This is a genomic window from Vibrio zhanjiangensis, from assembly GCF_030161235.1.
Taxonomy (GTDB): domain Bacteria; phylum Pseudomonadota; class Gammaproteobacteria; order Enterobacterales; family Vibrionaceae; genus Vibrio; species Vibrio zhanjiangensis.
The window spans coordinates 1-24261 of sequence record NZ_BSPW01000024.1; the positions used below are offsets into that span (position 1 = coordinate 1).

The 24261-nt window shown below is 42.0% G+C and carries 25 protein-coding genes; 12 read left to right on the forward strand and 13 right to left on the reverse strand.

Annotated elements, in window-relative coordinates; translation table 11 throughout:
- Window positions 1-383 precede the first annotated feature (383 nt).
- Window positions 384-902 (reverse strand): hypothetical protein, encoded by a 519-nt coding sequence (locus tag QQK21_RS06755; RefSeq protein WP_284191439.1) that lies wholly within the window; start codon window positions 900-902, stop codon window positions 384-386.
- 540 nt (window positions 903-1442) lie between these two features.
- Here QQK21_RS06755 and QQK21_RS06760 point away from each other — a divergent pair.
- A complete protein-coding gene (locus QQK21_RS06760) occupies window positions 1443-1928 on the forward strand; it encodes an outer membrane beta-barrel protein (protein WP_284191440.1) in 486 nt (161 codons plus the stop codon).
- Window positions 1929-2006: 78 nt separating this feature from the next.
- On the opposite strand, the gene QQK21_RS06765 is transcribed toward QQK21_RS06760, so the two are convergent.
- Entirely contained in the window at window positions 2007-3032 is a 1026-nt protein-coding gene (locus QQK21_RS06765; protein WP_284191441.1) for a bifunctional glycosyltransferase family 2/GtrA family protein, read from the reverse strand.
- A 434-nt stretch (window positions 3033-3466) separates the two neighbouring features.
- On the opposite strand from QQK21_RS06765, the gene QQK21_RS06770 reads away from it, so the two are divergent.
- Window positions 3467-3961 (forward strand): Spy/CpxP family protein refolding chaperone, encoded by a 495-nt coding sequence (locus QQK21_RS06770; protein ID WP_284191442.1) that lies wholly within the window; start codon window positions 3467-3469, stop codon window positions 3959-3961.
- A 103-nt stretch (window positions 3962-4064) separates the two neighbouring features.
- Here QQK21_RS06770 and katE2 read toward each other — a convergent pair whose 3' ends face one another.
- On the reverse strand, window positions 4065-5501 hold the full coding sequence (gene katE2 / locus QQK21_RS06775) for a catalase KatE2 (protein ID WP_488803717.1): 1437 nt from the start codon (window positions 5499-5501) through the stop codon (window positions 4065-4067).
- Between the two features lie 361 nt (window positions 5502-5862).
- On the opposite strand from katE2, the gene QQK21_RS06780 reads away from it, so the two are divergent.
- Entirely contained in the window at window positions 5863-6114 is a 252-nt protein-coding gene (locus tag QQK21_RS06780; RefSeq protein WP_284191444.1) for a hypothetical protein, read from the forward strand.
- 109 nt (window positions 6115-6223) lie between these two features.
- Here QQK21_RS06780 and QQK21_RS06785 read toward each other — a convergent pair whose 3' ends face one another.
- Window positions 6224-6400: a hypothetical protein gene (locus QQK21_RS06785; protein ID WP_284191445.1), complete on the reverse strand. Its 177-nt coding sequence runs from the start codon at window positions 6398-6400 to the stop codon at window positions 6224-6226.
- 19 nt (window positions 6401-6419) lie between these two features.
- The gene (locus tag QQK21_RS06790; protein WP_284191446.1) at window positions 6420-7052 is read right to left on the reverse strand and encodes an alternative oxidase; all 633 of its coding nucleotides are present in this window, start codon (window positions 7050-7052) and stop codon (window positions 6420-6422) included.
- A 457-nt stretch (window positions 7053-7509) separates the two neighbouring features.
- Here QQK21_RS06790 and QQK21_RS06795 point away from each other — a divergent pair, with 457 nt between their 5' ends.
- The gene (locus QQK21_RS06795) at window positions 7510-8382 is read left to right on the forward strand and encodes a hypothetical protein (protein WP_284191447.1); all 873 of its coding nucleotides are present in this window, start codon (window positions 7510-7512) and stop codon (window positions 8380-8382) included.
- 152 nt (window positions 8383-8534) lie between these two features.
- Here QQK21_RS06795 and lafA read toward each other — a convergent pair whose 3' ends face one another.
- The 8 genes from lafA to QQK21_RS06835 all read right to left on the reverse strand — a co-directional run bounded on the left by lafA (window position 8535) and on the right by QQK21_RS06835 (window position 15837).
- Window positions 8535-9362 carry a lateral flagellin LafA gene (lafA, locus tag QQK21_RS06800; RefSeq protein WP_284191448.1) on the reverse strand — a complete coding sequence of 276 codons (828 nt, stop codon included), beginning with the start codon at window positions 9360-9362 and terminating at the stop codon, window positions 8535-8537.
- Window positions 9363-9576: 214 nt separating this feature from the next.
- Window positions 9577-11667, reverse strand: coding sequence for a flagellar biosynthesis protein FlhA (gene flhA / locus QQK21_RS06805; protein WP_284191449.1), 2091 nt, complete (start codon window positions 11665-11667; stop codon window positions 9577-9579).
- A gap of 30 nt (window positions 11668-11697) precedes the next feature.
- The gene (gene flhB, locus QQK21_RS06810; RefSeq protein WP_284191450.1) at window positions 11698-12825 is read right to left on the reverse strand and encodes a flagellar biosynthesis protein FlhB; all 1128 of its coding nucleotides are present in this window, start codon (window positions 12823-12825) and stop codon (window positions 11698-11700) included.
- On the reverse strand, window positions 12822-13598 hold the full coding sequence (gene fliR / locus QQK21_RS06815) for a flagellar biosynthetic protein FliR (RefSeq protein ID WP_284191451.1): 777 nt from the start codon (window positions 13596-13598) through the stop codon (window positions 12822-12824). Before fliR ends, flhB begins: the two co-directional genes overlap by 4 nt.
- Entirely contained in the window at window positions 13598-13867 is a 270-nt protein-coding gene (gene fliQ / locus QQK21_RS06820) for a flagellar biosynthesis protein FliQ (protein ID WP_284191452.1), read from the reverse strand. Before fliQ ends, fliR begins: the two co-directional genes overlap by 1 nt.
- A gap of 12 nt (window positions 13868-13879) precedes the next feature.
- Window positions 13880-14638 carry a flagellar type III secretion system pore protein FliP gene (fliP, locus tag QQK21_RS06825; RefSeq protein WP_284191453.1) on the reverse strand — a complete coding sequence of 253 codons (759 nt, stop codon included), beginning with the start codon at window positions 14636-14638 and terminating at the stop codon, window positions 13880-13882.
- A gap of 15 nt (window positions 14639-14653) precedes the next feature.
- On the reverse strand, window positions 14654-15022 hold the full coding sequence (fliN, locus tag QQK21_RS06830) for a flagellar motor switch protein FliN (protein WP_284191454.1): 369 nt from the start codon (window positions 15020-15022) through the stop codon (window positions 14654-14656).
- Window positions 15019-15837: a FliM/FliN family flagellar motor switch protein gene (locus QQK21_RS06835; RefSeq protein ID WP_284191455.1), complete on the reverse strand. Its 819-nt coding sequence runs from the start codon at window positions 15835-15837 to the stop codon at window positions 15019-15021. The genes fliN and QQK21_RS06835 overlap by 4 nt, the downstream gene beginning before the upstream one ends.
- 420 nt (window positions 15838-16257) lie before the next feature.
- Here QQK21_RS06835 and QQK21_RS06840 point away from each other — a divergent pair, with 420 nt between their 5' ends.
- From QQK21_RS06840 to QQK21_RS06875, 8 genes are read left to right on the forward strand one after another with little or no spacing between them, the layout of a single operon-like run.
- Window positions 16258-17172 carry a MotY family protein gene (locus QQK21_RS06840; protein WP_284191456.1) on the forward strand — a complete coding sequence of 305 codons (915 nt, stop codon included), beginning with the start codon at window positions 16258-16260 and terminating at the stop codon, window positions 17170-17172.
- A 1-nt stretch (window position 17173) separates the two neighbouring features.
- Window positions 17174-18505 carry a sigma-54-dependent transcriptional regulator gene (locus QQK21_RS06845; protein WP_284191457.1) on the forward strand — a complete coding sequence of 444 codons (1332 nt, stop codon included), beginning with the start codon at window positions 17174-17176 and terminating at the stop codon, window positions 18503-18505.
- A 13-nt stretch (window positions 18506-18518) separates the two neighbouring features.
- Window positions 18519-18875: a flagellar hook-basal body complex protein FliE gene (gene fliE / locus QQK21_RS06850; protein WP_284191458.1), complete on the forward strand. Its 357-nt coding sequence runs from the start codon at window positions 18519-18521 to the stop codon at window positions 18873-18875.
- A gap of 3 nt (window positions 18876-18878) precedes the next feature.
- Complete coding sequence (fliF, locus tag QQK21_RS06855) at window positions 18879-20627, forward strand: flagellar basal-body MS-ring/collar protein FliF (protein ID WP_284191459.1); 1749 nt, start codon at window positions 18879-18881, stop codon at window positions 20625-20627.
- Entirely contained in the window at window positions 20590-21609 is a 1020-nt protein-coding gene (locus QQK21_RS06860) for a flagellar motor switch protein FliG (protein WP_284191460.1), read from the forward strand. Before fliF ends, QQK21_RS06860 begins: the two co-directional genes overlap by 38 nt.
- 3 nt (window positions 21610-21612) lie before the next feature.
- Entirely contained in the window at window positions 21613-22362 is a 750-nt protein-coding gene (fliH, locus tag QQK21_RS06865) for a flagellar assembly protein FliH (RefSeq protein ID WP_284191461.1), read from the forward strand.
- Window positions 22355-23701, forward strand: a complete 1347-nt coding sequence (locus QQK21_RS06870) for a FliI/YscN family ATPase (protein WP_284191462.1) — start codon at window positions 22355-22357, stop codon at window positions 23699-23701. Before fliH ends, QQK21_RS06870 begins: the two co-directional genes overlap by 8 nt.
- A gap of 9 nt (window positions 23702-23710) precedes the next feature.
- A complete protein-coding gene (locus QQK21_RS06875; RefSeq protein WP_284191463.1) occupies window positions 23711-24151 on the forward strand; it encodes a flagellar export protein FliJ in 441 nt (146 codons plus the stop codon).
- The last annotated feature ends 110 nt before the right edge of the window (window positions 24152-24261 follow it).

Genomic DNA, 24261 nt, shown 5'->3' on the forward strand with positions numbered 1-24261 from the left:
TGTTGTGTACGAGGTGTATCTTAACACCTCTAATCAGGTGGCCAAATTCACTATGCCACTACACCTGAAGCCCTATTTGGGAAATCTCGATAAGCATCAGATATAAGCCTTTCTCTTTATCCTTATATCACTCCGGTTTTAGACTTCTGAAACCGTTATATAGCCAATTGATAGTATTGTCTGGATTTGGACAACCACGTGATTGCGTTCCCCACTTACTATAAGTGGGGATTTTTTATTCACATGTATAACCTGTATCTAGTGGTATAAAGTCTTTTGACCGCAAAAAGCGATGTGAGGTGTCACCGCTTTGTTTAATTAATGTGGAGTGTCTTGGCTGGCCAATAAAATCGGTGAAGGACTGCGCTTCAGCGATTATAGGACTAGTGAATTTCTGTGGTTTTGATGTATCCATCTCCACGACTGCCAGTCGAGCGGTTAATCACAACCCAGTAGTACTTGCCTTTATTGGGGTTAGCATAGACAGATCGACTTGGTCCACCAACCACAGAGCCGTTTCCATCAACAAGTTGTAAACTGAGCCAAGCATTGGATAAGTTTGTTAATGAGCCAGATGCACGTTTGTAAGCGCAGGTTTGATCAAATGAGTACAGCATGGTTGAATCGCCAGGCTTAAGCTCAGTGAAGTAAAACGTGTTGGACAGGGTAAGTCGGCATGAGAAATTAAAAGATTTTGAAAGCTCAGCGAATCCCTTGCTATCCATTTTCTGACGCTCTTCTTTGTTGAGATCTATCTCGACAGAGCTTTGGGTGACCACATCTGATTCGAGTTCAACCACGGGATAGGCTTTTCCGTCAAGATAAACATGAGTTGGGGCAAAGCTGGCTTGTGCTGAGAATGAAAACGCTGCAAGTAATAAAGATAAGTTAATAATTTTCATAGTAGAGACCTTATTTATAAGACAAGGAATAATTATTTATATTTATTATTAATACAACGGATATAGTCAGTGTTTGTGAGCGTATAATTTAAAACGTGTAATAGATAAAATTGACATTTCACATATTAAAAAAATAGATCACAGAATTAATCTGTCTTAAAGAAAATAAATGGGTTTACTTCCAAATGCACCAACTATTCTAATGCCCTTCAAGGCTAATAAGATATTGAAGTGTTATCAAAGTATGCTTTGATAGATTTTGATGATACGTACGATAGTTTCATTTCAGAGATAGGTAAGGCATTGTCAATTAAATCATATTATATTATATATTTTTCTATAATTATTCTATTATATACAATTCATTTTTAAATAAACAAACACATAAATAAATAGAATGTGTAATAATTGTTTTATTCGTTAGTATAATGTTATGTTTGTAATATATTACTTTCATTTGACATCTGTACACCGTGACTTATCTATAGTATTTTGATATTTTTGTTTTTAGTAACCTATATATTTAACCGAAGGTTTTCGATGAAAAATACTATCTTGGCGTTAGCGTTAATCGGGCTATCAGCCTCAGCCTCTGCGGATTCTTGGCTCTATGGCGGTGCATCAATTGGTCAATCCGATCTTAACTCGGAAGATACCACCACTTATTCAGTTCATGTGGGGACTGGGATTTTGCCTTTTATTGGTGTTGAAGCTGGCTACAACAATTTTGGTGAGTTTGATTTTGGCAATGGTAAAGTAGAGGCCTCTTCATATTATGCGGCGCTCAAGCCAAGCATTAACTTTGGTCCTTTACAGGTATACGCTAAAGCAGGTGCACACTATTGGGAACAAGATTCTAGTTCTATTAACTATAAAGATGAAGATGAATTAGACTTTATGTGGGGTATAGGTGCAGATTACGCTATATTTGGCCCAGTGTCTTTAGGAGCAAATTATATGAATTATACGGTCGGCAATAACGACATAGATACAGTATCATTGACCGTATCATTTAACTTCCTATAAGTTAATTAGGCAATGACTTCAAAAAATCCTGCCCCTTAAAAGGCAGGATTATTTATATCAATATTTATAGATGAATGACTAGGCTTGATGAGTTTTTTTAAAAACAAAAAGCTTTTGAATGGCGAAACTAGAAATAAACAGTAAGCATTCTGCAATGAGTTTTGCATACATGGCTGAAATTCCTAGATTTATGATTATTTGAGTTAATAATATAGATGAAATTAGCAGTGTAATGGCCAGAACTATATACTTAACAATGGAGTCATAACTGTCCTCATCCGATTTGAAAACAATTCTCTTTGACATTGTATAATTGTAACAAGCAGAGAAAAGCCTTGCGATCACAAAAGATTTTAAAGTGGAATCAGTAAGCAACAAGACTATATAAAACAATAGGTAATCTATAATTGCGCTGGAGATAGAAACACCTGTAAATCGCAAGAAAGTCCAATATATCTTTATTGAATCTTTTAAAGGACTAAAATGGGACGAACGATTATCATCAATATAGATAGTTTCAATCTCAATTTCTTTAATAGTACAGCGTTTGCGAGTGGCCAAAAGTAGCATTTCTGTTTCAAATTCATAGCCATTCGATTCAATATCCAAGCACTTCTTGGCAAGATCAGCAGACAAGTACCTAAGCCCTGTTTGGGTATCTGCGATTTGAGTGCGCGTGATAAGCTGGAAAATCTTTTCAGTGATGATATTGCCTATTTTACTTCTCAGAGGCACTTTGCCATTGAAGGTACGAGTACCTAGCAATAGGCTCTTGCTGTTGTATGTAGGATGTATTGACTTACTTACGATACGAGTAATGTCGTTGGGTGAGTGTTGGCCATCTGCGTCAGCAGTAATGATACCGTTGACTTTTGGCATAGATTTCAGGATATAGGTAAAACCTGTTTTCAGAGCTTGGCCCTTACCTGAATTTGCATCATGCTCGATGACTGTCACTTGTTCGAGAGACCTTATCTGGTTAAAGATATAGCTACACTTAGCCCCCGAACCATCATTGACTACGAGGATTGGGCAACGACATAATATTCTTATATCTGAGATAAGGTGTATAAGAGCATCATTTGGGTTATATGCCGGTATCAATATTACCTTTTCATTTGAAATTATAATAATAGCCTCTCTATTATTTATAAGTGATATTTATGGCTGGCTCATTCTATCTGTATTTTTTATAAAAAACTTTTAAAATTCAATGAATGATAATTTACCTATGATGAGATCTATTGTTGGTGTTAATAATTATATTTTTATTATGATTCTATGATTTAAATTAACATTTATTTACTTGGTTTATCTAAGCTAAACATACAGAATTGAATAGAAACTTTGTCAAATTTCTGTGGTGAAATTTATCAAATAGGATTAGAAATGTGTTCGTTTAGTAAAATCTAAGTTTAAATAGGAACTTTTAACCTTTTTTAGGTGTCTAGTAAGTTCTGATTTTTATTTTCCATTTAAAATTCAAAAAATATATTCAATTTTATTAAATTATTAACCATGTTTATATGTGAGGGTGTATGAAACCATATTTAATGACCGCGCTATTAGTTTTTGTAAGCTTACCTACTTTTGCTGACAATAATCAATCCGCGACTTCTGTTCCAACTCAGCAAGCAGGCCAAGTAGTAACAACAAAGGCAGCGCCACCTAAGCCTTTCGGGCTAGAAACTATCACCTTAGAGCAAGAAAGCAAAATTAGACAAATACAAATTGAGTTACAAACTAAAAGCCAAGCTTTGACGCCGAGTCAAGACAAAGTGGCGAAAGAAGTGGAGCAATGGACAAAGGTTGTTCAAGATGAAAAATTTGATGAAGAGAAAGTGAAAAACATCCTTCGCCAATACAATGAAAAGCAACTTGAACTTCAAGTAATGAAAATTAAAGCAGAGCATGACATGTATCAAGTTTTGACGCCAGAACAAAAAAATACTCTCGCGGAGCGTCGTAAGAAACAGCAAGAGCAAATGAAGCAGATCATGCAACAGGCACAAGAAAAAGCGCAAAATAAATAGCGCTGATTTAAATGTCTTTACAAAATTCGCTTGCTTTCCAGTGGAACCGCAAGCGAATTTTTTATATGGCTGTGGCTAACCCATAATTTGCTAAATATTAGCTTTAATCAAGGCCAAGGGCCGTCTTTAGGCCTTTACCATAATCTTCATCGGCTTGGAAAGCGTGATTAATATGGCGCTCTTGAATCGCCTTTGGTACACCTTGCATGGCGCGAGCGGTATTATCAAATAGTCTTTGGCGCTGCTCTTCATTCATTAGGCGGAACAAGTTGCCAGCTTGGCTAAAGTAATCCTCATCGACTCTGTGATCGTAATGATCGGCATCACCACAGATACGCATTGGTGGTTCAGAGAAGTCGGGTTGCTCTGCCCATTCCTGTTGTGAATTTGGCTCATAGCCAATTGTCGAGCCATAGTTACCATCAACACGCATCGCTCCGTCTCTATGGTAGCTATGAACTGGGCATCTAGGCGCGTTGACTGGAATTTGATGGTGATTGACGCCTAGTCGATAGCGCTGAGTATCTCCATAAGCAAATAATCTTCCTTGTAGCATTTTATCAGGTGAGAAACTGATACCAGGAACGACAGCGCCAGGATTTAACGCCACTTGCTCGACTTCTGCGTGGTAGTTTTCCGGATTTCGGTTGAGCTCAAGTTCACCAACAGGGATGAGTGGATAATCTTTTTGTGACCATATTTTAGTTAAGTCAAATGGATTGAAGCTGACGTCATTTGCTTCAAGTTCAGGCATGATCTGTACGTACATCTTCCATCGAGGAAACTCTTTTTTCTCAATAGCGTCATACAGATCTCTTTGATGACTTTCACGATCGTGGCCTATAATTTCGGCCGCTTCTTGATCGGTTAGATTTTTGATACCTTGCTGAGTTTTAAAGTGAAACTTAACCCAGTAACGTTCTTGGTTGGCGTTGATAAAGCTAAACGTATGGCTACCAAAGCCGTGCATGTGACGGTAGGAAGCAGGAATGCCTCGATCGCTCATGATAATGGTGACTTGATGGAAAGCCTCTGGTAGGGATGTCCAGAAATCCCAGTTATTGACTGCGCTGCGCATATTGGTGCGAGGGTCGCGCTTAACGGCATGGTTAAGATCTGGGAATTTAAGGGGGTCACGCATAAAAAAGATCGGCGTATTGTTACCGACCAAGTCCCAGTTACCTTCTTCAGTGTAAAATTTGAGTGCAAAGCCTCGAATATCGCGCTCGGCATCAGCGGCACCGCGCTCACCAGCCACTGTCGAGAAGCGGGCAAATAATTCGGTCTTTTTGCCAATTTCAGAGAAGATCTTAGCGCGTGTGTATTTTGTAATATCATGGGTTACCGTGAAGGTACCGTACGCTCCGGACCCTTTAGCATGCATGCGTCGCTCAGGGATCACCTCACGGTCAAAGTGTGCCATTTTTTCAAGAAACCACACATCTTGCAGTAGCTGCGGGCCGCGAGGGCCAGCTGTCATTACATTCTGGTTATCGCTAACAGGACAACCTGCAGCCGTTGTTAGTTTTTTAGTCATCATCTCTTCCATATTAGCCAAGTTATAAGGTTCAATACTCTGTATTTAAATTGCTTGTGCCAGATGGCAATAGACCATGTATAGCTCTGATTTAAGCATGTTTAAAGATAAATTTATTAATAACAAAATAAGAAATATTTATAGCCTTGTATCTAGCTCGAATAATATTGAGTATGAGAAATGGAGCTTAGAAAAAGCGGCGATTCTATGATTTTTACCAATGTCGGTTTTTTGGCATTTTATAATTACTTTCTGACAAATTCATGGTAATAGATTGATTCTTATAGATACTATCCTGATTTTCTGCTAGTTGGCATATTATATGCTGATTATATAATGTGGAAGTCGTTAGGAGTGATTAACAATGAATATCTATTTATTTTCTTTGATCAGTCGAGGGATAAAAGAATCGACTAAGTTTCATCTAATGATGGACGGTTTAATGTTAACCATATGTATTTGTGTCCCTCAGATGATCTTCTTTATGGTACCTGCTATTTCAGAGCAAATTTCCTTGGGAACTTTGATTATGACGGTTGCGGTCTTTTTTGTTGCTTTGGTTAAATTGGGCTTGATGGGATGGTGGTCTACTGAGGATGAGCGCCAAGCGGTATAAATGCTGAAAATTTGGATAGTTATTGCATTGAAGAAAAATGTGCAAGCTACCGTTGGAAAGCTTGCACAAAACTCATTTCAGCGGCGATAAAAACCTTACTGTTAGCGGATCATAACGTGATATGCAGACTTCGTTTAAGGTTTCGCCAATGCTCGGACAGCGCGAGGCATTTTTTGTATGTGTCCTGTCTCGAGTAAAATACCTCGCCTTTTTCGACCATCAAGTGAGAAATACCAACGGATAATCCAAATTCAGCCTCATCAATATGGTGATTGTTTCTTGACATAATTCCTCCTAATAGGGAGCTAGCTTTGATGTTCTGGAAGGTCTTTAAATTTGTAGGCATCGGCGATGTCGTGGTTTTTATCGCGATGCTTGGCTTCGTCTTGGCGAATGCACTCCAATACATCTAACAACATTGCGCCTTCACCTAGCTGGTAATAACGAGCAGCGATCTCTGGGGCGGGGGAGTTTTCAACGGTACCGTCCAGTACTTTTTCGATAAATTCGCTGTAGCTATTGCAGGCTTCTTCTTCGAAATAACCAACAATACGGTGTGCTGTTTTTGAGGATAGAAGGTAGATAACGCTATATACCAACACGAAAATAAACTGAATCGTCATTACTAAAGCACGCTCAAAAATAGACGGCTGAGTGATGCGCAAAAATATCATCAGGTGCATACGTTCGTTGTCTGCCTCGTCTAATAGTTCTTTAATCCATCCACCGTCATCTTTCATTCTGCGCAGTGCTTTGAGGTGATTGAATACGCCCGCAACCATGCCGGGAACAGCGGCAATCGTTTCGAGCAACATGGCCCGCCGTGCATATTTGCCACCGTAAAAAAGGTTTAATGTCTTTTTAAGTAGCTTAGTTACCAGCAAAGCCATCTTTTCCGAGCCACTTTTAGGCACATAGTGTTTTTGTTCAAATTTCATAGCAAAGTCTCCTATTCTAATAATTAACTTACATATTCCATGCCATGATCTAAGCTTCTGTAAAATAGTAGGTTTTTGAATTAAATTGAGTTATTTTGACTTAATATATTTTGGTCTTATTGACTCATGTTGTCGTTTTGACTCTTTATGGTTGTTGGTAAAGTAGCCATTCATTAATTTTTGAGAGGTCATAAGTTGAACTCGCTGTGCGAGATATTGTTTATTTAGAGGTTGCGTAGATGTTAAAAATCAAGGTATTTATTTGAAATATTAAGGATATGATAAATGATAATATTAAATGGTTTTTTGCAACCACTTACATCTCTTAATAATAATATCAGGTTTTTACCTTAGTTATTCCCAATCTTTGAAATGGTAGATTTTACTAGAAAATAAATTTCTTTTTATCGCTAGATAAAATAACTACTCAGCCACTTAAAATTTCATAGGGTTGCATATGCACTTTTTTACATCATCTTATTCTCTTACGAATACTCATAAAGATAGAGTGTCGGCTAGTTTGCCTAGTGAGAGTGAATCAGTAAAACTCACCAGTATGAATTCTTTGGATGTGGATGGGATATCGCAGAAATATTGGCTTAGTCGTAATGGTGAATCAGTTGTAACATCGGCTTGCCAAGATGTATTTTCGTCTTTGGGAAAGAAGCAGCAAGATGAAGAAGTGAACAAGCTGAAACCTAAATCAAGTCGGAATCCCTTTGCCAATTATTTTCACAGAAACACTCAGGGTGATGTAAAAACTCTGAAAAATACTGGGCCAGAAACCACGAGGACAGCGAAAGCTGAAGAGTCAGAAGCAGAGATTAAGGTGAAAGGTATCAAGCAACATATGGTCTGTTATGTGGCTTTAATATTAGATCGCTATGTCCAAGATAATGGCATAACAGTCAAAGATAAAAAGCAGGTACTCAGTGATATCTCTGAATGGCTTGGGGTTTCACCCAAAGATGCTGGTAAAAGTTCCTTAGAAAGCGGAGCCAGAGTTATTGTCGATAAGGCGCAGTTAGACACGACTAGTTCGCTCAGCTACCCTCCTGAATTAAAACGAGCGGTTAGAGATAAAATTGGCGAAAAAATCTTTCAGTCATTAACAATAGAGATGAATAAAATACTCGATAAATATGTCAAGGAAAATGGGATTGTTGGTAGTGGAAAAGTACTTGATAAATACAACTATAATACTTCTACTGACGACAATAACGTGATTACGTCGGAGAGAATTGACGAAATATGTAGAATGGCAAAACAAAAAGTATCTGATGAAAGGACTAAGGGGAATATTACTATGTTAACTTCTGGTCGAATATAAGTTATTCCCTAATATTATTTTGGGGATTAATCGAATAAAAAAGCCCCCAAACATTGAGTTTGAGGGCAAAGTTACCTGAGGCATTCAACGGGTATAAAAGAATGCGGAGTAACGGGTTTACGGAGTTGCTATTAGAAGGGGTTGGCCGTCTATTAACGAAGTAGAGACATTGCCATACCAGGTAGTTGGTTGGTTTGAGAAAGAACCGTTGTACCTGCTTGCATTAGCATCTGGTTCTTCGTCATGTTAGAAGACTCAACGGCAAAGTCTGCGTCTGTGATACGACCTTTCGCCGCAGCTGTGTTTTCAGAGATATTCGCTAGGTTGTTGATGGTATGCTCTAGGCGGTTGATATTTGCACCTAGTGAAGAGCGCACAGTGTTGATTTTATCAAATAGGCCGTCAACAACAGCGATTTGTGCGTTAGAATCAGTATTAGAAGCTAGGTCACCAGTTGTAGTGAAGTCGATATCGCCTAGTGCAGTAGATACATCAACGGTAAGCTTCTCACTGCCCGATGCGCCAATTTGGAAATCAATGGCTCCGGCAAGCTTACCACCAGCAAGTAGCTTCTGGCCTGCACCGTATGTTGTTTCACCCATTATACGTACAGCTTCTTTTTCAAGCTCTTGATACTCGGCGTTGAGAGCTGCAAGCTCAGTTGTGCCGTTTGTGCCGTTCGCACCTTGAGTTGCAAGGTCTTTCATGCGGTATGCAATGTTAGTTAACTCTTCTAGAGCACCATCTGCGGTTTGAAGCATAGAGATGGCATCTTGAGAGTTACGCATTGCGACAGACATGCCACGAGTTTGCGCTTCAAGTTTATTCGCGATAGTTAGGCCAGCTGCATCGTCAGACGCAGAGTTAATACGCATACCAGTACTTAGGCGTTCCATAGCAGTCGTCAATAGATCGTTTGTGCTGCTTAGCGTGTTTTGAGTTACTAGAGATGCGTAGTTAGTGTGCATTGATAAAGCCATCTTGGTCTCCTTGGTTGGTCACAATACTCAGATGTTGGCTTCAGGATTTCCCCTGGTCACTAACAAGAGGCGGACGCAATCTGCTTGAGATTAATAAAAAAAATGCAATCTAGGCGAAATTAATGATTTTTATGAATTTTTGGTGATCTTTATTCCACCAATTGGGCAGGATTACGCCAATTGGTGGGGATTATAATCAGAGAAATAAAAGCAATTACCCTAGATTACCAACGATATTAATTTGTTTGCTTTCAGGGATTTCGTTGTATGACAATACCGCTAGCCCCGCCGAAAAAGTGCGCGCGTATCTGGCAAGTAATGGGCGAAGTTGTGGCATAACGAGTAAAATAGGCGCGAGCCCTTGCTGCTTTAGTTGTTGCTTAATCAAAGGCAAGTTTTGTTGGAATTGAGCAAGGATATTGGGTTCAACGGGAAAGCTATCTAGACTAATACTTCCGTTAGATTGTGCTTGTTGCAATGACGTCATCAGCATTTGCTCTAGTTCATCAGATAACGCATAAACTTTAAGCTCGTTATCTGTACCTGCAATTAAACTCACCAGAGTTCGTCTTAACGCACAGCGAATATCGGCGGCGAGTAGGATTGGATCTTTGGTATTTTCTGAAGATTCCAACATAGTGTTGGCAATCGTTCGAATATCTTGTAGAGGCACTTGGTCGAGCAGTAATTGGCGAAAGACTTTGAGTTGTTGGGCTGAGGTAAGCGCTGCACCTAATGCTTCCGCTAACTTTGGTGCTTGTTGGGTGAGTCTTTGGATCATGGCATCGACATCGTCATGATTGAACAGCTCAGACAAATGGGTTTTGATGACTTTACTAATGTGGGTTGCAATGACGGTTGAATCATCAACAACTTGGTAGCCAAGGTTTAACGCTTTGGCTTTATCCTGATGCTCAATCCAAACCGCTGGCAGTTGGTAGGCGGGATCGCTGCCGAGAATACCATCCACTTCACCATAAGTTTCACCTACGGCAATGGCCATTAGACGCTGTGGTTCAATAAAGCCTTGTTCAATGACTTCACCATTTAAGGCGATAGTGTATTGGTTTGGTTTGAGACTTAAATTGTCGCGAATACGAACCTCAGGGAGCAAAAAGCCGACTTGCTCTGATAGATTTCGCCTAACGCCACGAATTCTTTGAGTCAGTGGGGCTCCTTGCTCTTTATTAACCAAGTGAACTAAGCGATAACCAAGAGCGAGAGAAAGTGTTTGTACATGGGGAATATCTTCCCAGCTAAGCGGCGTTTCATCTTGCTGCATCGCTTGGGTTATGACGTCGACTTGTTCAAGTTCAGGATCATGCAAGCTGACTTTATTTTGTCGCCATCCCGCAAAGGCCAATGCGGCAGCGAAGCTAAAGAAAGCAAAGTGCGGCATACCAGGTACAATGCCGATAATGAACATAACGGCCGCGCCAGTGAAAAGAGTGATAGGAGAGGCCAATAATTGCTTGTGCATTGTTTCTGATAACACATTATCGCTATCATTAATGCGAGTTACTATGATCGCAGCGGCTGTTGCAAGAAGTAAGGACGGTATTTGCGCAACTAGTCCATCACCTATAGTCAGTAGGGCATAAGTTTTGAACGCTTCAGAAGCCGGTAAGCCATGTTCAAAAACACCGATACTTATCCCACCGATAATGTTGATGAACAGAATCAGTAAACCGGCAATAGCATCGCCACGCACAAATTTAGAGGCGCCATCCATTGAACCGTGAAAGTCAGCTTCATTAGCCACTTCTTGCCGCCGGCGACGTGCCCCTTGCTGGTCGATTAAACCTGCGTTGAGATCGGCGTCAATGGCCATTTGTTTGCCGGGCAGGGCATCAAGGGTAAAACGAGCAGATACTTCTGAGATTCGTTCTCCTCCTTTGGTAATAACCACAAAGTTAATGATCATCAATATGACAAAAATAACCATACCAACGACATAGTTGCCGCCAATGACGACTTCACCAAACGCTTGGATGACTTTACCTGCCGCATCACCACCGTTGTGACCTTCGAGCAACACTACGCGTGTGGAGGCCACGTTGAGGGTTAATCTTAGAAGAGTTGCAACCAGCAATATGGTGGGAAAAATCGAAAAGTCCAGCGGACGCTTGGCGGTAGTACTCACCAATAAAACCAAAATAGCCAGAACGATATTAAACGTAAACAAGGCGTCTAGTAGCAATGGTGGAAGAGGCAGAATAACCATTGCCAATATCATTAGTAAGACCAGCGGTATTCCTACATAGCCTTTGGTTGAATTTTTTATTTGTGCTATCCGATTGAGCATGAGCAGGTGTCCTTGGTTAAAAACGGATGATCAATGTTGCAAGTGCTTTGGAATTGCTATGTGGGGCAAAGGCATTGGTTTCGCACCTTGGCCGCTTTTGAATGCTTTAAGTTGCATCACGTAAGTGAGAATATGAGCGATAGCCACGTAGAGCTGACTGGGTATAGCTTGCTCGATGGCGGTAGTGTGGTATATCGCCCGAGTCAATGGCGGTGCATTGATAATTTCAACTTGATTGTCTCGTGCGACCCTTTGTATGTGCATTGCGATTTCATCGACGCCTTTTGCGACCACAAATGGGGCATCCGAACGGCTCAAGTCATACTTAATGGCGACAGCGAAATGCGTTGGATTGGTGATGATGACATCAGCATCTGGCACCATTTTATTAATTTTTCTGCGAGCAAATTGTTGCTGGATTTGCCGAATGCGCTGCTTGACTTCGGGGCGACCCTCGTTATTTTTGAATTCTTCCTTGAGTTCTTGTTTGGTCATTTTTAGCTCTTTTCCGTGTTCCCATTTCTGATAAGGAATATCGAGTACTCCAAACAGCAGAAGGGCGAGCCCCATGAGCAAAAGACCATCGAACAAGATTTGCATTACGCTCACAACACCTTGTGTAAGAGGTAATCTCTGCATACCGAGTAAGGGCTGAAGATGATTATTCAGATAAGCGTAAAGAATGGAGAAAATCACCAAGACTTTGATGGTCGATTTCAGCAGCTCAACGACTGAACGACTAGAAAACATACGCTTTATGCCACTCAATGGATTGAGCTTGCTCAGTTTAGGTTGCGCATTAGAGAGCCGAAATATCCAACCTCCTACCATCATAGTGCTAGCCAATGTAATCAGAATAATGACGACAAATAGTGGAAGCAGCAAAGTAATGATAACGCCAAGGCTGTGCCCGAGTTGCTCTATCATTTGCATTGGATTTTCTAAGTCTTGTTTTGTCAGAGACATGTTGAAGCGAAATATACCGGCAATCTTGTTCCAAACCACACTGAGTTGACTGTGAAAATACACTGTGACAACAAGAAACAGTGCTGCAGTGGTAAACTCTTTCGCTCTTGGGATTTGGCCTTGTTCGCGTGCCTTTTTAACCTTTTGTGGTGACGCCTTTTCGGTTTTATCTTGAGAAGAAGAATCGCTCATCCAGCCCCCGTTATGTATAGGTTTAGATAACGTAAAGTGTCGTTAACCAAAATGGTGTATCGACTGGGGACGCCAGAGATGGAAATCAAGACACTAAAAAGACCTAAAAGCATGGTCATAGGGAAACCCAGCGCATAGACATTGAGTGAGGGCGCAGCTCGATTCATTACACCAAAGCTAATATTTGCCAATAGCATAGAAACAATCGCAGGAAGAGCGAGCGCGAGCGCGCAAGCAAACATCCAACCGAAAATGTTGACGACACCTTGCAGTGATGCTGACGTTAGCCCCGATCCCACGGGCCAAATAGAAAAGCTCTGAACGAGAACGTCAATAACGACTAGATGCCCTTCGAGAGATAAAAAAAGTAATGTACTAAAAATGAGAAATAAACGCCCAAGAATGGCCACAGACAGGCCATTGACAGGATCGTTCATGATCGCCATACCTAAGCCCATTTGCATCGAAATAGTCTGTCCGAGCGTGGTAAAAATACTAAACAGCAAGTGAAGTATCAGGCCAAAGAACAATCCCCATATCGCTTGTTCAAAGGCCAAAAATAGTGAGGTCAGCGAAAAAAGATCCACAGCAGGCATTGTGGGCATAAGCGGCGCTGAGATCACAACAATCGACAGAGCCAACAAGCTTCGAACCCATAGGGGAACCAAAGCATCGCCGAAAAAGGGCATAGAAATGAATACTGCCCCGACTCGAAAAAATGGCCACCAAAGCTGACCAAGAAGACGGGAAATGTCTGCAAAGGTGATATCCATTAGCCGATCATTCCCGGAATGTTGTGAAACAAGTAATCAAATAGGTCCATGATTTTTCTTAGCATCCAGTGTCCGGCAAATATCACCATAAGTAAGGTCACTAACAGGCGTGGTAAGAAGCTTAAAGTTTGTTCATTTATTTGAGTTGCGGCTTGAAAGATGGCGATACCTAGCCCAACGATCAGCCCTGGGATAACTAAAACAGCCACCATTGAGATGATGAGCCATACCGCATTGGAAAACAGAGTGACGGTCATTTCAGGTGTCATTGATCCTCCTTATTAGCCAAAGCTGGCTGAAAGGGTGCCTACGGTCATGGCCCATCCATCGACTAAGACAAATACCATCAATTTAAAGGGCAGAGAGATGATAAGTGGTGATAGCATCATCATGCCCATGGCCATTAATACGCTCGCGACTACCAGATCAATAATTAAGAAAGGAATAAACAGCATAAAACCAATCTGAAAGGCAGTTTTTAACTCACTTATCACAAATGCAGGAAGAATAACGGCTAGAGAAACGTCTTCAACCGCGATGTCTTGAGGCTCATTGGCAATCCGCAACATTTGTTCCAACGCACTCTTTTGTGTTTGAGATAGCATAAAATGTCGCACAGGTTTTTCTGCGATTGTAAAGGCTTGCACTAAGGTTATTTCGCCACTGTCATAGGGCTGGAAAGCATTTTGGTAGATATCACTCCACACTGGACGCATGATTAAAAGTGAAAGAGCTAAGGCAATACCAACCAATACCCGATTAGGTGGACTTTGTTGAAGGCCAAGTGCCTGACGAAGAATCGCCAATACTACTATGATCCGCGTGAAGCTTGTTGCCATGAGAATAAACGCAGGTAGAAAACTCAATGCCGTCATTAAGAGCAAAATTTGCAATTTAACACTGTATTCTTGCTGTGATGCGCCATCCGTGACCGATAGGATGGTTAAGCCTGACTCATTTGCTGCACAAGGGAAACCAATCAGTAGGCTTAACCAGCCAATATGTGTTATCCACCTCACTATGGAAGAAGATCTAGTCATGCGTGTCCAAAGCCTCTATTGAATCGCAGAATCAAGGGCTGAATCGACAACATCAATCAGTCTTAGGCCATATTTTTCATTAACAACCACAACTTCAGCATGACCCATGAGTGAACCATTGACCTTGACATCAAGGGGTTCGCCATTGAGTTTGTCCAACTCTATAACACTCCCTTCCCCTGCTTTCATTAAGTCACCAAGGGCGATATCTTTACTTGCCACTTCCAAGGTGACGGTAACGGGAATATTTTTGAAGAAACTTAAATCTCGCTCTGGAATGGAGTGGCTCATATCTAAGTTTTCGTTTGTTGACTCATCAAATTGAAAATCATCGAAGTCTAATTCGTCTGTGTTAAAAGCGGGAATATCGGTTGACGTGCTCATTTAAAAGATTCCTTATCTTGGTTGAGAATTAAAACAAGTTGTCCATCATTGTCTGCGACTGTGCCATTAAACAAATGCTGCTGTCCGATACTTGCCGGCGCGGAGGATAGTAATTCGATGGGCAATATATCCTTGGGTCGCAATGATAGAAGTTCACTCAGTCGAATACGTTTTTGACAAAGTAAAACATTGAGTTTTACAGGCGTAGATTCCAGAGATTGGCAGAAGGGTTGATACATGGACTGTTTAGGTTGAAGCGCTAATTCGTCCGTCAAGGTATCGATAAGTACATGGTCAAGTTTGATGTGAATAAGGCCTTGATGACCGCCAAAGTTGATACTAATGGTGGCATAAAGTCCGGTCCCTTGGGTCGGTTCAAACTTGCCTCGAGTCCACATATCGCTTGGTGCCAACCAACTAGCGATAATAGTCCCTATTTTTTCTTGAAGCCGAAGGTCGCTGCTACAGAGTTCACTGCTGTTTCGTTCGACTTTGGCCGCATAAAAACTGTCGGAGAGTTTAATCAGTACAGGGCCATCAATGTACGCAAATATTCTTCCGCCTGATTGATGTTTAAATGTACTTATTAATGATTTTTCCATTTCACTACTGGCAAAGGTGTGAAGTGAAACGGTATTTATGTTGGTTTTTACGTGGTGTGACTTTAGCCAATTTTGCAGTTCATAGGTTAAAATATTGCATGAGTTTGATATTAAATTATCCAATTTGTCTCGAATAATGTGAATCGGCTTTCCTAGAGATTCAATACTTAACATTTGAAAATCTGGAATTGATATCTTGCTGAATCTATCCATTTATATTTTACCATTTTCTGACAAAAGTACTTATATAAATTTCTACATCAATTCATTCATCATTACATAGGTTTTTTTGTTGCAAATAAGTCTTGTTTATAAAATTTGTGACTTTACTCCATATGTTGATTTTAATTCCTTATTCACATCTTCTCATTAAAAATAAAAAAGGTTAGTTTGCAATACATGCAAGGTGTGAATGGATTGAGTGCGAGTCCGTCGCATTCGCCGCATATTAATTCACTTTATTCAATTGGTTTTAAAGGGTTTTTGTTTATTTGTTACGCAGTTGTTGTTTTGATTAAAAAATGTTTAATTTATTTGGTTTAGATGTCGCATCTTATAGTTTATACCATCACGTGTACGAAATAATTTTCAATAAATAACTATTTCAATAATTTAATGGCCTTAAAGAAAGTTATGAATATCAATGTTAAAAGAGAATATTTATTACTTATTATTTTCTACTGCTCGTCTGCTATGGCAAATTTTGACTGGGGAATTCCAATGGATGAAGTTAATTGGATTTATAAAGGAAGTCGCTTAGAGTGCAGTTTAATTTTTGAAAACTCTTCCTACGGGAAGTTTTCCTTCCTCTCAGAGGAAATAGGCAAGTTAACTTTTAAAATATCTTTGGCTGGAAATAATAATCGCTGGAAATATGCACAAGTATATAGCACCCCAGAACCTTGGAGTATCGATAATAAAAATAAGCCAGTAGGTCAGAATACATCAATTAAAAATAGCTATTTTACATTTCACCAAAATATCGATGTTCTTTTAGATAAACTAACCAAAGGTAGCTGGATTGCATTTCATCTCAGCGGAAAAGAAGTTTCCGAACGTCAATGGCTGCAATTGCCTACAGTCCGGATTCAAGAACCACTTTTAGAGTTTCGACGTTGTTTAACTCAACTGCCAAAGATGTCTTATGAAACCGCACAAAACCTCACCATCTACTTTGGTCAGGGTTCTTACGCCATTGACGGTATACAAAAGAAAATCTTAGCTGATTTTTCCACTTATCTTAAGGCAGATACAAGCGTTACCCAAGTTCTCATTGATGGGTATAGTGACAACACTGGTTCGGATTTGAGCAATTTGAACCTATCTAGACAAAGAGCAAACGAACTTGCACATGCGCTTCAAAGCTATGGAATTGCAGAGGATAAGATACAAGTTCGCTCACATGGGGTTCGTTATCCTATCGCAAGCAATGATACTCCAGAAGATCAGGCGAAAAATCGTCGTGTGACGATTAGGATAGTGCGAAGTAACGAACAAATAGTGCCCCAACAAAAAACGAAAACCATTAAAAACACGGAAGAGGCTTAAGATGACTAAAGTACGTATTTTGTTGGTCGAGCCCAAGGATGACTTTGCACAGCCGATCATAAAAGTACTCGAACAGTCTGGATACCGAGTCATCCATGTTCGAACAGGGCGCAGTGCGCTACTTGAAGCCAATGCAGCGATCACCTTAGTCAGTTCCAATTTGCCTGATATGTGCGTGCGTGAATTCGTTCATTGTCACAATAAAAAGTCTGGGATTGGTGTGGCCATAGCAATTGTTGAGCAAAATCAAGGAATGCTTGCCGCAGAAACAATGAAAGCGGGAGCGACTGATTATCTTTTACGTCCATTTGAAAGTAGCCAGTTGGTAAGCTTACTTCGTCGTGTTGAGGTTGTTGGCAAACCAATAGCGAATCTTGTTGCAGAATCTTGGCGTAGTAAACAAGTTCTTCAACTTGCTCACAGAGCCGCATGTACCAAAGCTAGCGTGTTGATTACCGGAGAATCTGGCACAGGTAAGGAAGTCCTAGCACGTTATGTTCATCAGCATTCGTCTCGAGCTGACGGGCCTTTTGTTGCTGTAAACTGCGCAGCTATTCCAGAATCAATGCTAGAGGCTGTGTTGTTTGGCCATGTTAAGGGGGCTTTTACTGGAGCGACTCAATCGCAAAGCGGTAAATTTGAGGAGGCAGAACAGGGCACACTTTTTCTTGATGAAATTGGTGAAATGTCACCCTCCGTACAGGCTAAGTTGCTGCGGGTATTGCAAGAGCGAGAAGTGGAACGCGTTGGTAGTCATAAAGCGGTTCAGCTTGATATTCGTGTCATTGCAGCAACGAATAAAGATCTGCGTGAAGAAGTGAAACATGGTCGATTTCGCGAAGATCTCTATTATCGTTTGGACGTATTGCCTTTGCATTGGCCACCACTTCGAGATCGAAGTGAAGATATCCTGCCCATCAGCCAATTCTTTATCAACAAGTATCAAGACGGCAGCCAATGCCAACTATCTCATGATGCCAGAGCCGCGTTGTGTCAGTACCACTGGCCCGGCAATATTCGTGAACTAGAAAACGTGATTCAGCGTGCATTGGTTATGCGTCATGGCGATTACATTACCGCTCAAGACCTTATGCTACCTGTTGATATTCCTTGCTCTATTCAAGATTCTTTACCTACGCACACTATGGGGCATGTCGAAATTAAGAAGCAGGCAGAGTATCAATATATTCTCGAACAACTCCGTCATTTTGGCGGAAATCGCACTAAGACGGCTAATGCACTTGGTGTGACTACGCGCGCATTGCGATACAAACTAGCGGCAATGCGTGAACAAGGTATTGATCTGCAGTCAGCTCTTGGCTCGGCTGCTTAAAGGAGGAAAATTCATGGCAAGTCACCCTATCCACAATACGATAAGCGCAGAGCAGTTGATGTTGTCTAAAATGGATGCGATGCAATCGGTTATTCAGCCTGAGTCTGCGATCTCAGCGAACCCTCTAGATACGGAGAATATCACTTCGTCTCTGTCTTTTTCTGATGCAATGATGAATGTTCTTGACTCTGTCAATCAATATCAATCTCTAGCCAGTAATAAAATGACCGCTGTGGAAACAGGTCAAAGTGATGATCTCGTTGGTGCGATGATAGCGAGTCAAAAAGCGAGTTTATCCTTCGATGCCTTGATGCAAGTACGCAATAAGGTTGTGACCTCATTTGAAGACATCATGAAGATGCCGGTGTAGCCCATGTCAGAATTAACAACACAAGTCGCTGGTGGTGCACCTCTGCATGCCTCTAGTCGTGAAGCCTCTTCCCAAAGAGGGATTCACGATTTAACCGAACAAATCAAACGGCTATGGTCAAATAGTCAAAGAAACTTAGTTTTGTCTGCGGTTTTAGCTGCTATTGTCGCGGCGATAATCGTTGTGGCGCTGTGGAGCTCGACGCAAAGCTACCGACCTTTGTATAGTCAACAAGAAAGGTTTGATACTGGTGAAATCGTTTCGGTACTTGAATCTGAAGGAATCAACTACCGATTGCAGGAGCAGAATGGTCAAGTACTGGTGCCGGAAGGTGAGGTTGCAAGGATTAGGATGCTATTGGCGGCGAAGGGCGTCAAGGCTAAGCTGCCCACAGGTTTGGACTCACTGAATGAAGATAGTTCACTCGGTACCAGTCAGTTTATGGAAACGGCACGCTATCGTCATGGTTTAGAAGGCGAGTTGATCCGCACGATAATGTCACTCAATTCGGTATCCAATGCTAGGGTTCATCTGGCAATACCTCGCCAAACACTGTTCGTCAGACAAAATAGTGAAGCACCTTCTGCCTCTGTGATGTTGGAACTCAAACCCGGTGAAGATCTTAAACCTGAACAGGTTGAAGCCATCATCAACCTAGTTGTGGGCAGTGTCACGGCAATGAAACCAGAGCAAGTGTCCGTCATTGACCAATATGGCCGTTTGCTCAGTGCCGATGTGGGTTCTGCAGAAGCAGGGAAAGTCAATGCCAAGTACCTAGAATACCAACGTAATGTGGAAAAACAAATTATTCAACGTGCTTCCGACATGCTGACTCCTATTGTTGGGCCGAGTAACTTTCGTGTTCAAGTTGCGGCAGATATGGATTTTAGTCAGGTCGAGGAGACTCAGGAGATTCTTGATAACACGCCGGTCGTGCGTAACGAACATACCATCACCAATAACTCTGTCGATCAAATAGCGTTAGGCGTTCCAGGAACCTTAAGCAATCAACCGCCAGTTACCGGTGAAGCGCCAACTCATGATAGTCAAAACACCAATGCGCGCTCTGAAATAAACCGTCAGTACGCAGTTGGTAGCAGTGTTCGTCGTACGCAGTTTCAGCAAGGGCAGATCAATAAGTTAAGTGTCTCTGTATTGCTCAATCAAGCTGTAGCTCCTAATGGACAGGCATGGACTGACGAGGAAAAAACGCAGATATCAACCATGGTCACAGATGCGATAGGTATCCGTGCTGATCGTGGCGATACATTGAGCCTGATGAGCTTTGGTTTTACGCCTTTAGCCATTGAAGCGCCACCCAGTATTCCATGGTGGCAAGATCCGACGGTTCAGCAACCAATGCGGTATGTGATTGGTGGTATGTTAGGTATGGCAATGATTTTCTTTGTCTTGCGTCCTTTGATCCTCCATCTGACCGGTGCAGACCATCATTCACAAGAGTTAGAGTTCGCTGACTCGGCGCAAGACACCATATTCGACGATATACAAACTCGTGAAGAGAGAGAAAGAGAAGAAGTGCTCAACCAAAAACTATCAGAACGAGGAATTTCTGTATCGTCTGGGTTTGACATGGGACAGGACATGCTGCCTCCGGCGGGCTCACCATTAGAAATCCAGCTTAAACATTTGCAGCTGATCGCAAATGAAGAGCCAGAACGAGTTGCAGAAGTATTAAAACAGTGGGTGAATGTAAATGAACACAGCGCAATTAAAGCAAAAGCCAATGCTTAGTCACGTTGAGCAAACGGCCCTTGTACTCTTGGGTATGGGAGAAGATGCCGCTGCTAAAGTGCTGCGTCATTTCACTCGTGATGAAACTCAACGAGTGACGAAAGCTATGTCCAAATTGAGTGGTATAAAAAGCGACAGTGCCAATGGGGTTATCCAGACTTTCTTTGAAGACTTTCGTCAACACAGTGGTATCAGAGGTGCATCTAAAGAGTATCTGTCTAAGACCCTACGTAAGGCTTTGGGGAACGACTTAGCCAAAGGGTTACTTAACTCTCTATATGGTGATGAAATTAGCAATAATATGCAAAAGCTACAATGGGTTGATTCTGACGTATTGGCGAGATTTATCGCCAAAGAACACCCACAAATGCAAGCGATTTTTCTGGCTTATTTGCCAGCGGAAAGCTCTTCAGCGGTTCTAAAGTGTATGCCAGAAGATCAACATGATGAGTTGTTATTCCGCATTGCCCAAATGCAAGATATCGACCACCAAGTTGCCGGCGATCTTAATGATTTGATAGAGCGCTGTATCGAGCAAGCCTCTATCAACCAAAGTGCTCGCCTATCTGGAGTCAAACAAGTGGCTGACATCATCAACAGGTTTGAGGGAGACAGGGGCTCTTTAATGGAACTGCTCAAATTGCATGATGAAGATGTTGTCAATGAAATTGAGCAGAACATGTTTGATTTTATGGTATTAGGGCGTCAGCCCGAAGAAACAATGGATCGTTTGGTTCAGCAAGTTCCGTTGGAGTTGTGGTCGTTAGCATTAAAAGGTGCTGAAATACAGCTTCAGTTAGCGATTAAGAGTGCGATGCCCCAGCGTATGATAAAAGCGTTGGAAGATGATATGGAAGTGCGCGGAGCGGTACCACTCAGCCGAGTTGAACGAGCCAGACTGGACATTATGCAAATGGTGAGAGAGCTCGATGAAGCCGATGAAATAGAGTTAATTCTTTATGACGAACCCAGAGTGGAGTAAATCATGGCTTTAACCAAATCTGAGTGTTTTGAAATACCGACATCGGGCTACCGCATCCATCGTTTTCCTCCGTTAGCGAAACCGGCAGAGGTTGATGAAAGCTTTGCCATCGATGACGACTGGCACGACTCTCAAGCTGAAATTCAGCAAAGACTCCAAGAAGGTTTTCAAACCGGGCTTGACCAAGGGCATGAAGAAGGTATGCGTCAAGGGTTAGCTCAAGGGCAGCAGCAAGGTTTACTTGAGGGACAAAAAGAGGGGTTCCAACAAGGATTTGTCTCCGGCGAACAATCAGGTAAACAAGCCTTTGTCGAAGCAACCAAGCCAGTTAACGCAATCTACCAGTCATTGTCGCATTGGCAAGCAGAACGGGAGCAGCAGCAAAGGCATATTATTTGTGAATTGGTACAGAAAGTGGCTCAGCAGGTCATTCGCGCTGAGCTCACCCTTATGCCACAACAGATTTTGGCTTTAGTCGATGAAACACTAGAAGCGATGCCGGGTAAAACAGAAAAGGTGACGGTTCATCTAAATCCACAAGACCTAGCGCGTCTCGAAGACATCAAGGCTGAAATCGCGAAAGAGTGGAAATTGGTTGCAAATCCTGATCTTTTGCCGGGTGGTTGTCATTTGGTCACCGAAGAAGCCGAAGCGGATGCGAGCTGTGATTCACGCCTACAAGCATGCATGGACAATGTTAAGCAGCATTTGCTTGATGAGGTGACTCAAGTCAGTGATGAGGCCGATGAGTAAGACACAAGCATTTGAATTGCTCTCAGAGCGTACCAATGAAGCGCTTGCTTCACTTGACTCTATCCCCATTGCTCGTGTTACGGGTAGGTTGGTTAAAGTCTCAGGTGCCATGCTTCAAGCTGTGGGGTGTCGTTTTAAGCTCGAACAGCGCTGCTTGGTGGAAACATCTGAAGGCGACATGATAGAGGCTCAGGTTGTTGGGTTTGATCATGCTATCGCTTTTTTAATGCCGATACGCCGTCTTGGTGGTTTATTTGCGGGAGCCAAAGTTATCCCACTCGATGGGGACAGTACCGTTGAGCTTGGTGAACATTGGCTTGGGCGCGTTGTTAATGGTTTGGGTGAGGTGCTTGACGATGGGCCGAAACTTCGCGGTGGTGACCGAGTGTCACTTGAACCTAGACCCATTAACCCACTCAAGCGAAGGCCTGTTGACTCACCGCTGAATATAGGTGTTCGCGCTATTAATGGACTGCTCACTGTTGGCAAAGGTCAGCGCATCGGTTTGATGGCAGGAAGTGGTGTTGGCAAAAGTGTGTTACTCGGGATGATGGCTCAAAATACCGAAGCCGATGTCATTGTTGTGGGCTTAATTGGTGAGCGTGGGCGTGAAGTCCGTGAATTTATTGAGACTAACTTAAGCGCCGACGCTCGAAGAAAAGCGATTGTGATTGCCGCGCCAGCAGACGAATCTCCGCTGATGAGGCTTAGAGCCACATTACTGTGCCACCGTGTTGCTGAGTATTTTCGTGACAAAGGTAAAGACGTTTTACTGATGATGGACTCTTTGACTCGTTATGCCATGGCTCAGCGTGAGATAGCCTTGTCATTGGGCGAGCCTCCTGCAACCCGAGGTTATCCGCCATCCGTTTTTAATGTGTTACCTCAATTACTTGAACGTTCAGGAAATGGAGAAAATCCCGTTGGCAGCTTAACTGCCATATATACCATTCTTGCGGCAGGGGATGACCAACAAGACCCAGTCGTTGACTCGGCAAGAGCGATTTTAGACGGTCATGTGGTGCTGTCGAGAAAACTGGCTGAGCAAGGGCACTATCCTGCTATTGATATTGGCGCTTCTATTAGTCGTTGTATGGCGTCTTGTGTGCCGGTAGAGCACATCACTTTAGCAAATCAGTTTAGGCAGGCTTATTCAAGTTATCTTGAAGTCAAAGACCTTATCCCTCTTGGCGGCTATCAGCCAGGACAGGATCTCACACTGGATAGCTACGTTGCTATGTATCCTAGATTAAGCCAATACCTTCAACAAGCTGCAAATTGTTCGGTTGATTTTCCACAGAGCATCGCAGAGCTGGCTCAGCTGTTTCAGTCACCATAGGCGAAGTATATGCAGTCAAAGCAGAAAGCCATTAGCCAATTTCGTACATTAACCCAGAAGCAGCGTGACCTCATGTGCGCTGAACTTGAGACCTTGCAGCAGCAAAGTGATCAAGCGAATAAACGCATAGAGCAATTATTGGACTTGAAAAAACAAACTCGTGCCAATCGACGGACTCATCTTCACCGAGAAATGCTACTCAACCAATGCCAAGTACAAGGAATGTTGAGCAAGATGGTTGACCATCAGCAACACGAACTTGAGCTTGTGCATGCCCAATATCATTCATTGCAAACGTTACTCAAGGCCAAACATATCAAAGTCAAAGGGTTAGAGAATCAATTAGCGAGTTGGCAACGAGAGCAAAAAATCGTGTTGCAGAAAAACGAAGATTTGGCGTTGGAAGAAGCAATAAACAATTTTTCTGCGCGGCAATTATCCGGTCTCTAAACACGTATCGATTGAAAGTGTATTGAGTAAAGCGGCCGTTGTTGAAGCATGATTAAATTGAGCCTTAATCTATGGAATATGCTTTCAAGTTATTGAATAAACGACTTTTC

Bases quoted from the DNA above. Each gene is read 5' to 3' on its own strand.
- QQK21_RS06755 (WP_284191439.1), bottom strand. From the start codon at position 902: ATGAAAATTATTAACTTATCTTTATTACTTGCAGCGTTTTCATTCTCA.
- QQK21_RS06760 (WP_284191440.1), top strand. From the start codon at position 1,443: ATGAAAAATACTATCTTGGCGTTAGCGTTAATCGGGCTATCAGCCTCA.
- QQK21_RS06770 (WP_284191442.1), top strand. From the start codon at position 3,467: ATGAAACCATATTTAATGACCGCGCTATTAGTTTTTGTAAGCTTACCT.
- katE2 (WP_488803717.1), bottom strand. From the start codon at position 5,501: ATGATGACTAAAAAACTAACAACGGCTGCAGGTTGTCCTGTTAGCGAT.
- QQK21_RS06780 (WP_284191444.1), top strand. From the start codon at position 5,863: ATGAATATCTATTTATTTTCTTTGATCAGTCGAGGGATAAAAGAATCG.
- QQK21_RS06785 (WP_284191445.1), bottom strand. From the start codon at position 6,400: ATGTCAAGAAACAATCACCATATTGATGAGGCTGAATTTGGATTATCC.
- QQK21_RS06790 (WP_284191446.1), bottom strand. From the start codon at position 7,052: ATGAAATTTGAACAAAAACACTATGTGCCTAAAAGTGGCTCGGAAAAG.
- QQK21_RS06795 (WP_284191447.1), top strand. From the start codon at position 7,510: ATGCACTTTTTTACATCATCTTATTCTCTTACGAATACTCATAAAGAT.
- lafA (WP_284191448.1), bottom strand. From the start codon at position 9,362: ATGGCTTTATCAATGCACACTAACTACGCATCTCTAGTAACTCAAAAC.
- flhA (WP_284191449.1), bottom strand. From the start codon at position 11,667: ATGCTCAATCGGATAGCACAAATAAAAAATTCAACCAAAGGCTATGTA.
- flhB (WP_284191450.1), bottom strand. From the start codon at position 12,825: ATGAGCGATTCTTCTTCTCAAGATAAAACCGAAAAGGCGTCACCACAA.
- fliR (WP_284191451.1), bottom strand. From the start codon at position 13,598: ATGGATATCACCTTTGCAGACATTTCCCGTCTTCTTGGTCAGCTTTGG.
- fliQ (WP_284191452.1), bottom strand. From the start codon at position 13,867: ATGACACCTGAAATGACCGTCACTCTGTTTTCCAATGCGGTATGGCTC.
- fliP (WP_284191453.1), bottom strand. From the start codon at position 14,638: ATGACTAGATCTTCTTCCATAGTGAGGTGGATAACACATATTGGCTGG.
- fliN (WP_284191454.1), bottom strand. From the start codon at position 15,022: ATGAGCACGTCAACCGATATTCCCGCTTTTAACACAGACGAATTAGAC.
- QQK21_RS06835 (WP_284191455.1), bottom strand. From the start codon at position 15,837: ATGGATAGATTCAGCAAGATATCAATTCCAGATTTTCAAATGTTAAGT.
- QQK21_RS06840 (WP_284191456.1), top strand. From the start codon at position 16,258: ATGAATATCAATGTTAAAAGAGAATATTTATTACTTATTATTTTCTAC.
- QQK21_RS06845 (WP_284191457.1), top strand. From the start codon at position 17,174: ATGACTAAAGTACGTATTTTGTTGGTCGAGCCCAAGGATGACTTTGCA.
- fliE (WP_284191458.1), top strand. From the start codon at position 18,519: ATGGCAAGTCACCCTATCCACAATACGATAAGCGCAGAGCAGTTGATG.
- fliF (WP_284191459.1), top strand. From the start codon at position 18,879: ATGTCAGAATTAACAACACAAGTCGCTGGTGGTGCACCTCTGCATGCC.
- QQK21_RS06860 (WP_284191460.1), top strand. From the start codon at position 20,590: ATGAACACAGCGCAATTAAAGCAAAAGCCAATGCTTAGTCACGTTGAG.
- fliH (WP_284191461.1), top strand. From the start codon at position 21,613: ATGGCTTTAACCAAATCTGAGTGTTTTGAAATACCGACATCGGGCTAC.
- QQK21_RS06870 (WP_284191462.1), top strand. From the start codon at position 22,355: ATGAGTAAGACACAAGCATTTGAATTGCTCTCAGAGCGTACCAATGAA.
- QQK21_RS06875 (WP_284191463.1), top strand. From the start codon at position 23,711: ATGCAGTCAAAGCAGAAAGCCATTAGCCAATTTCGTACATTAACCCAG.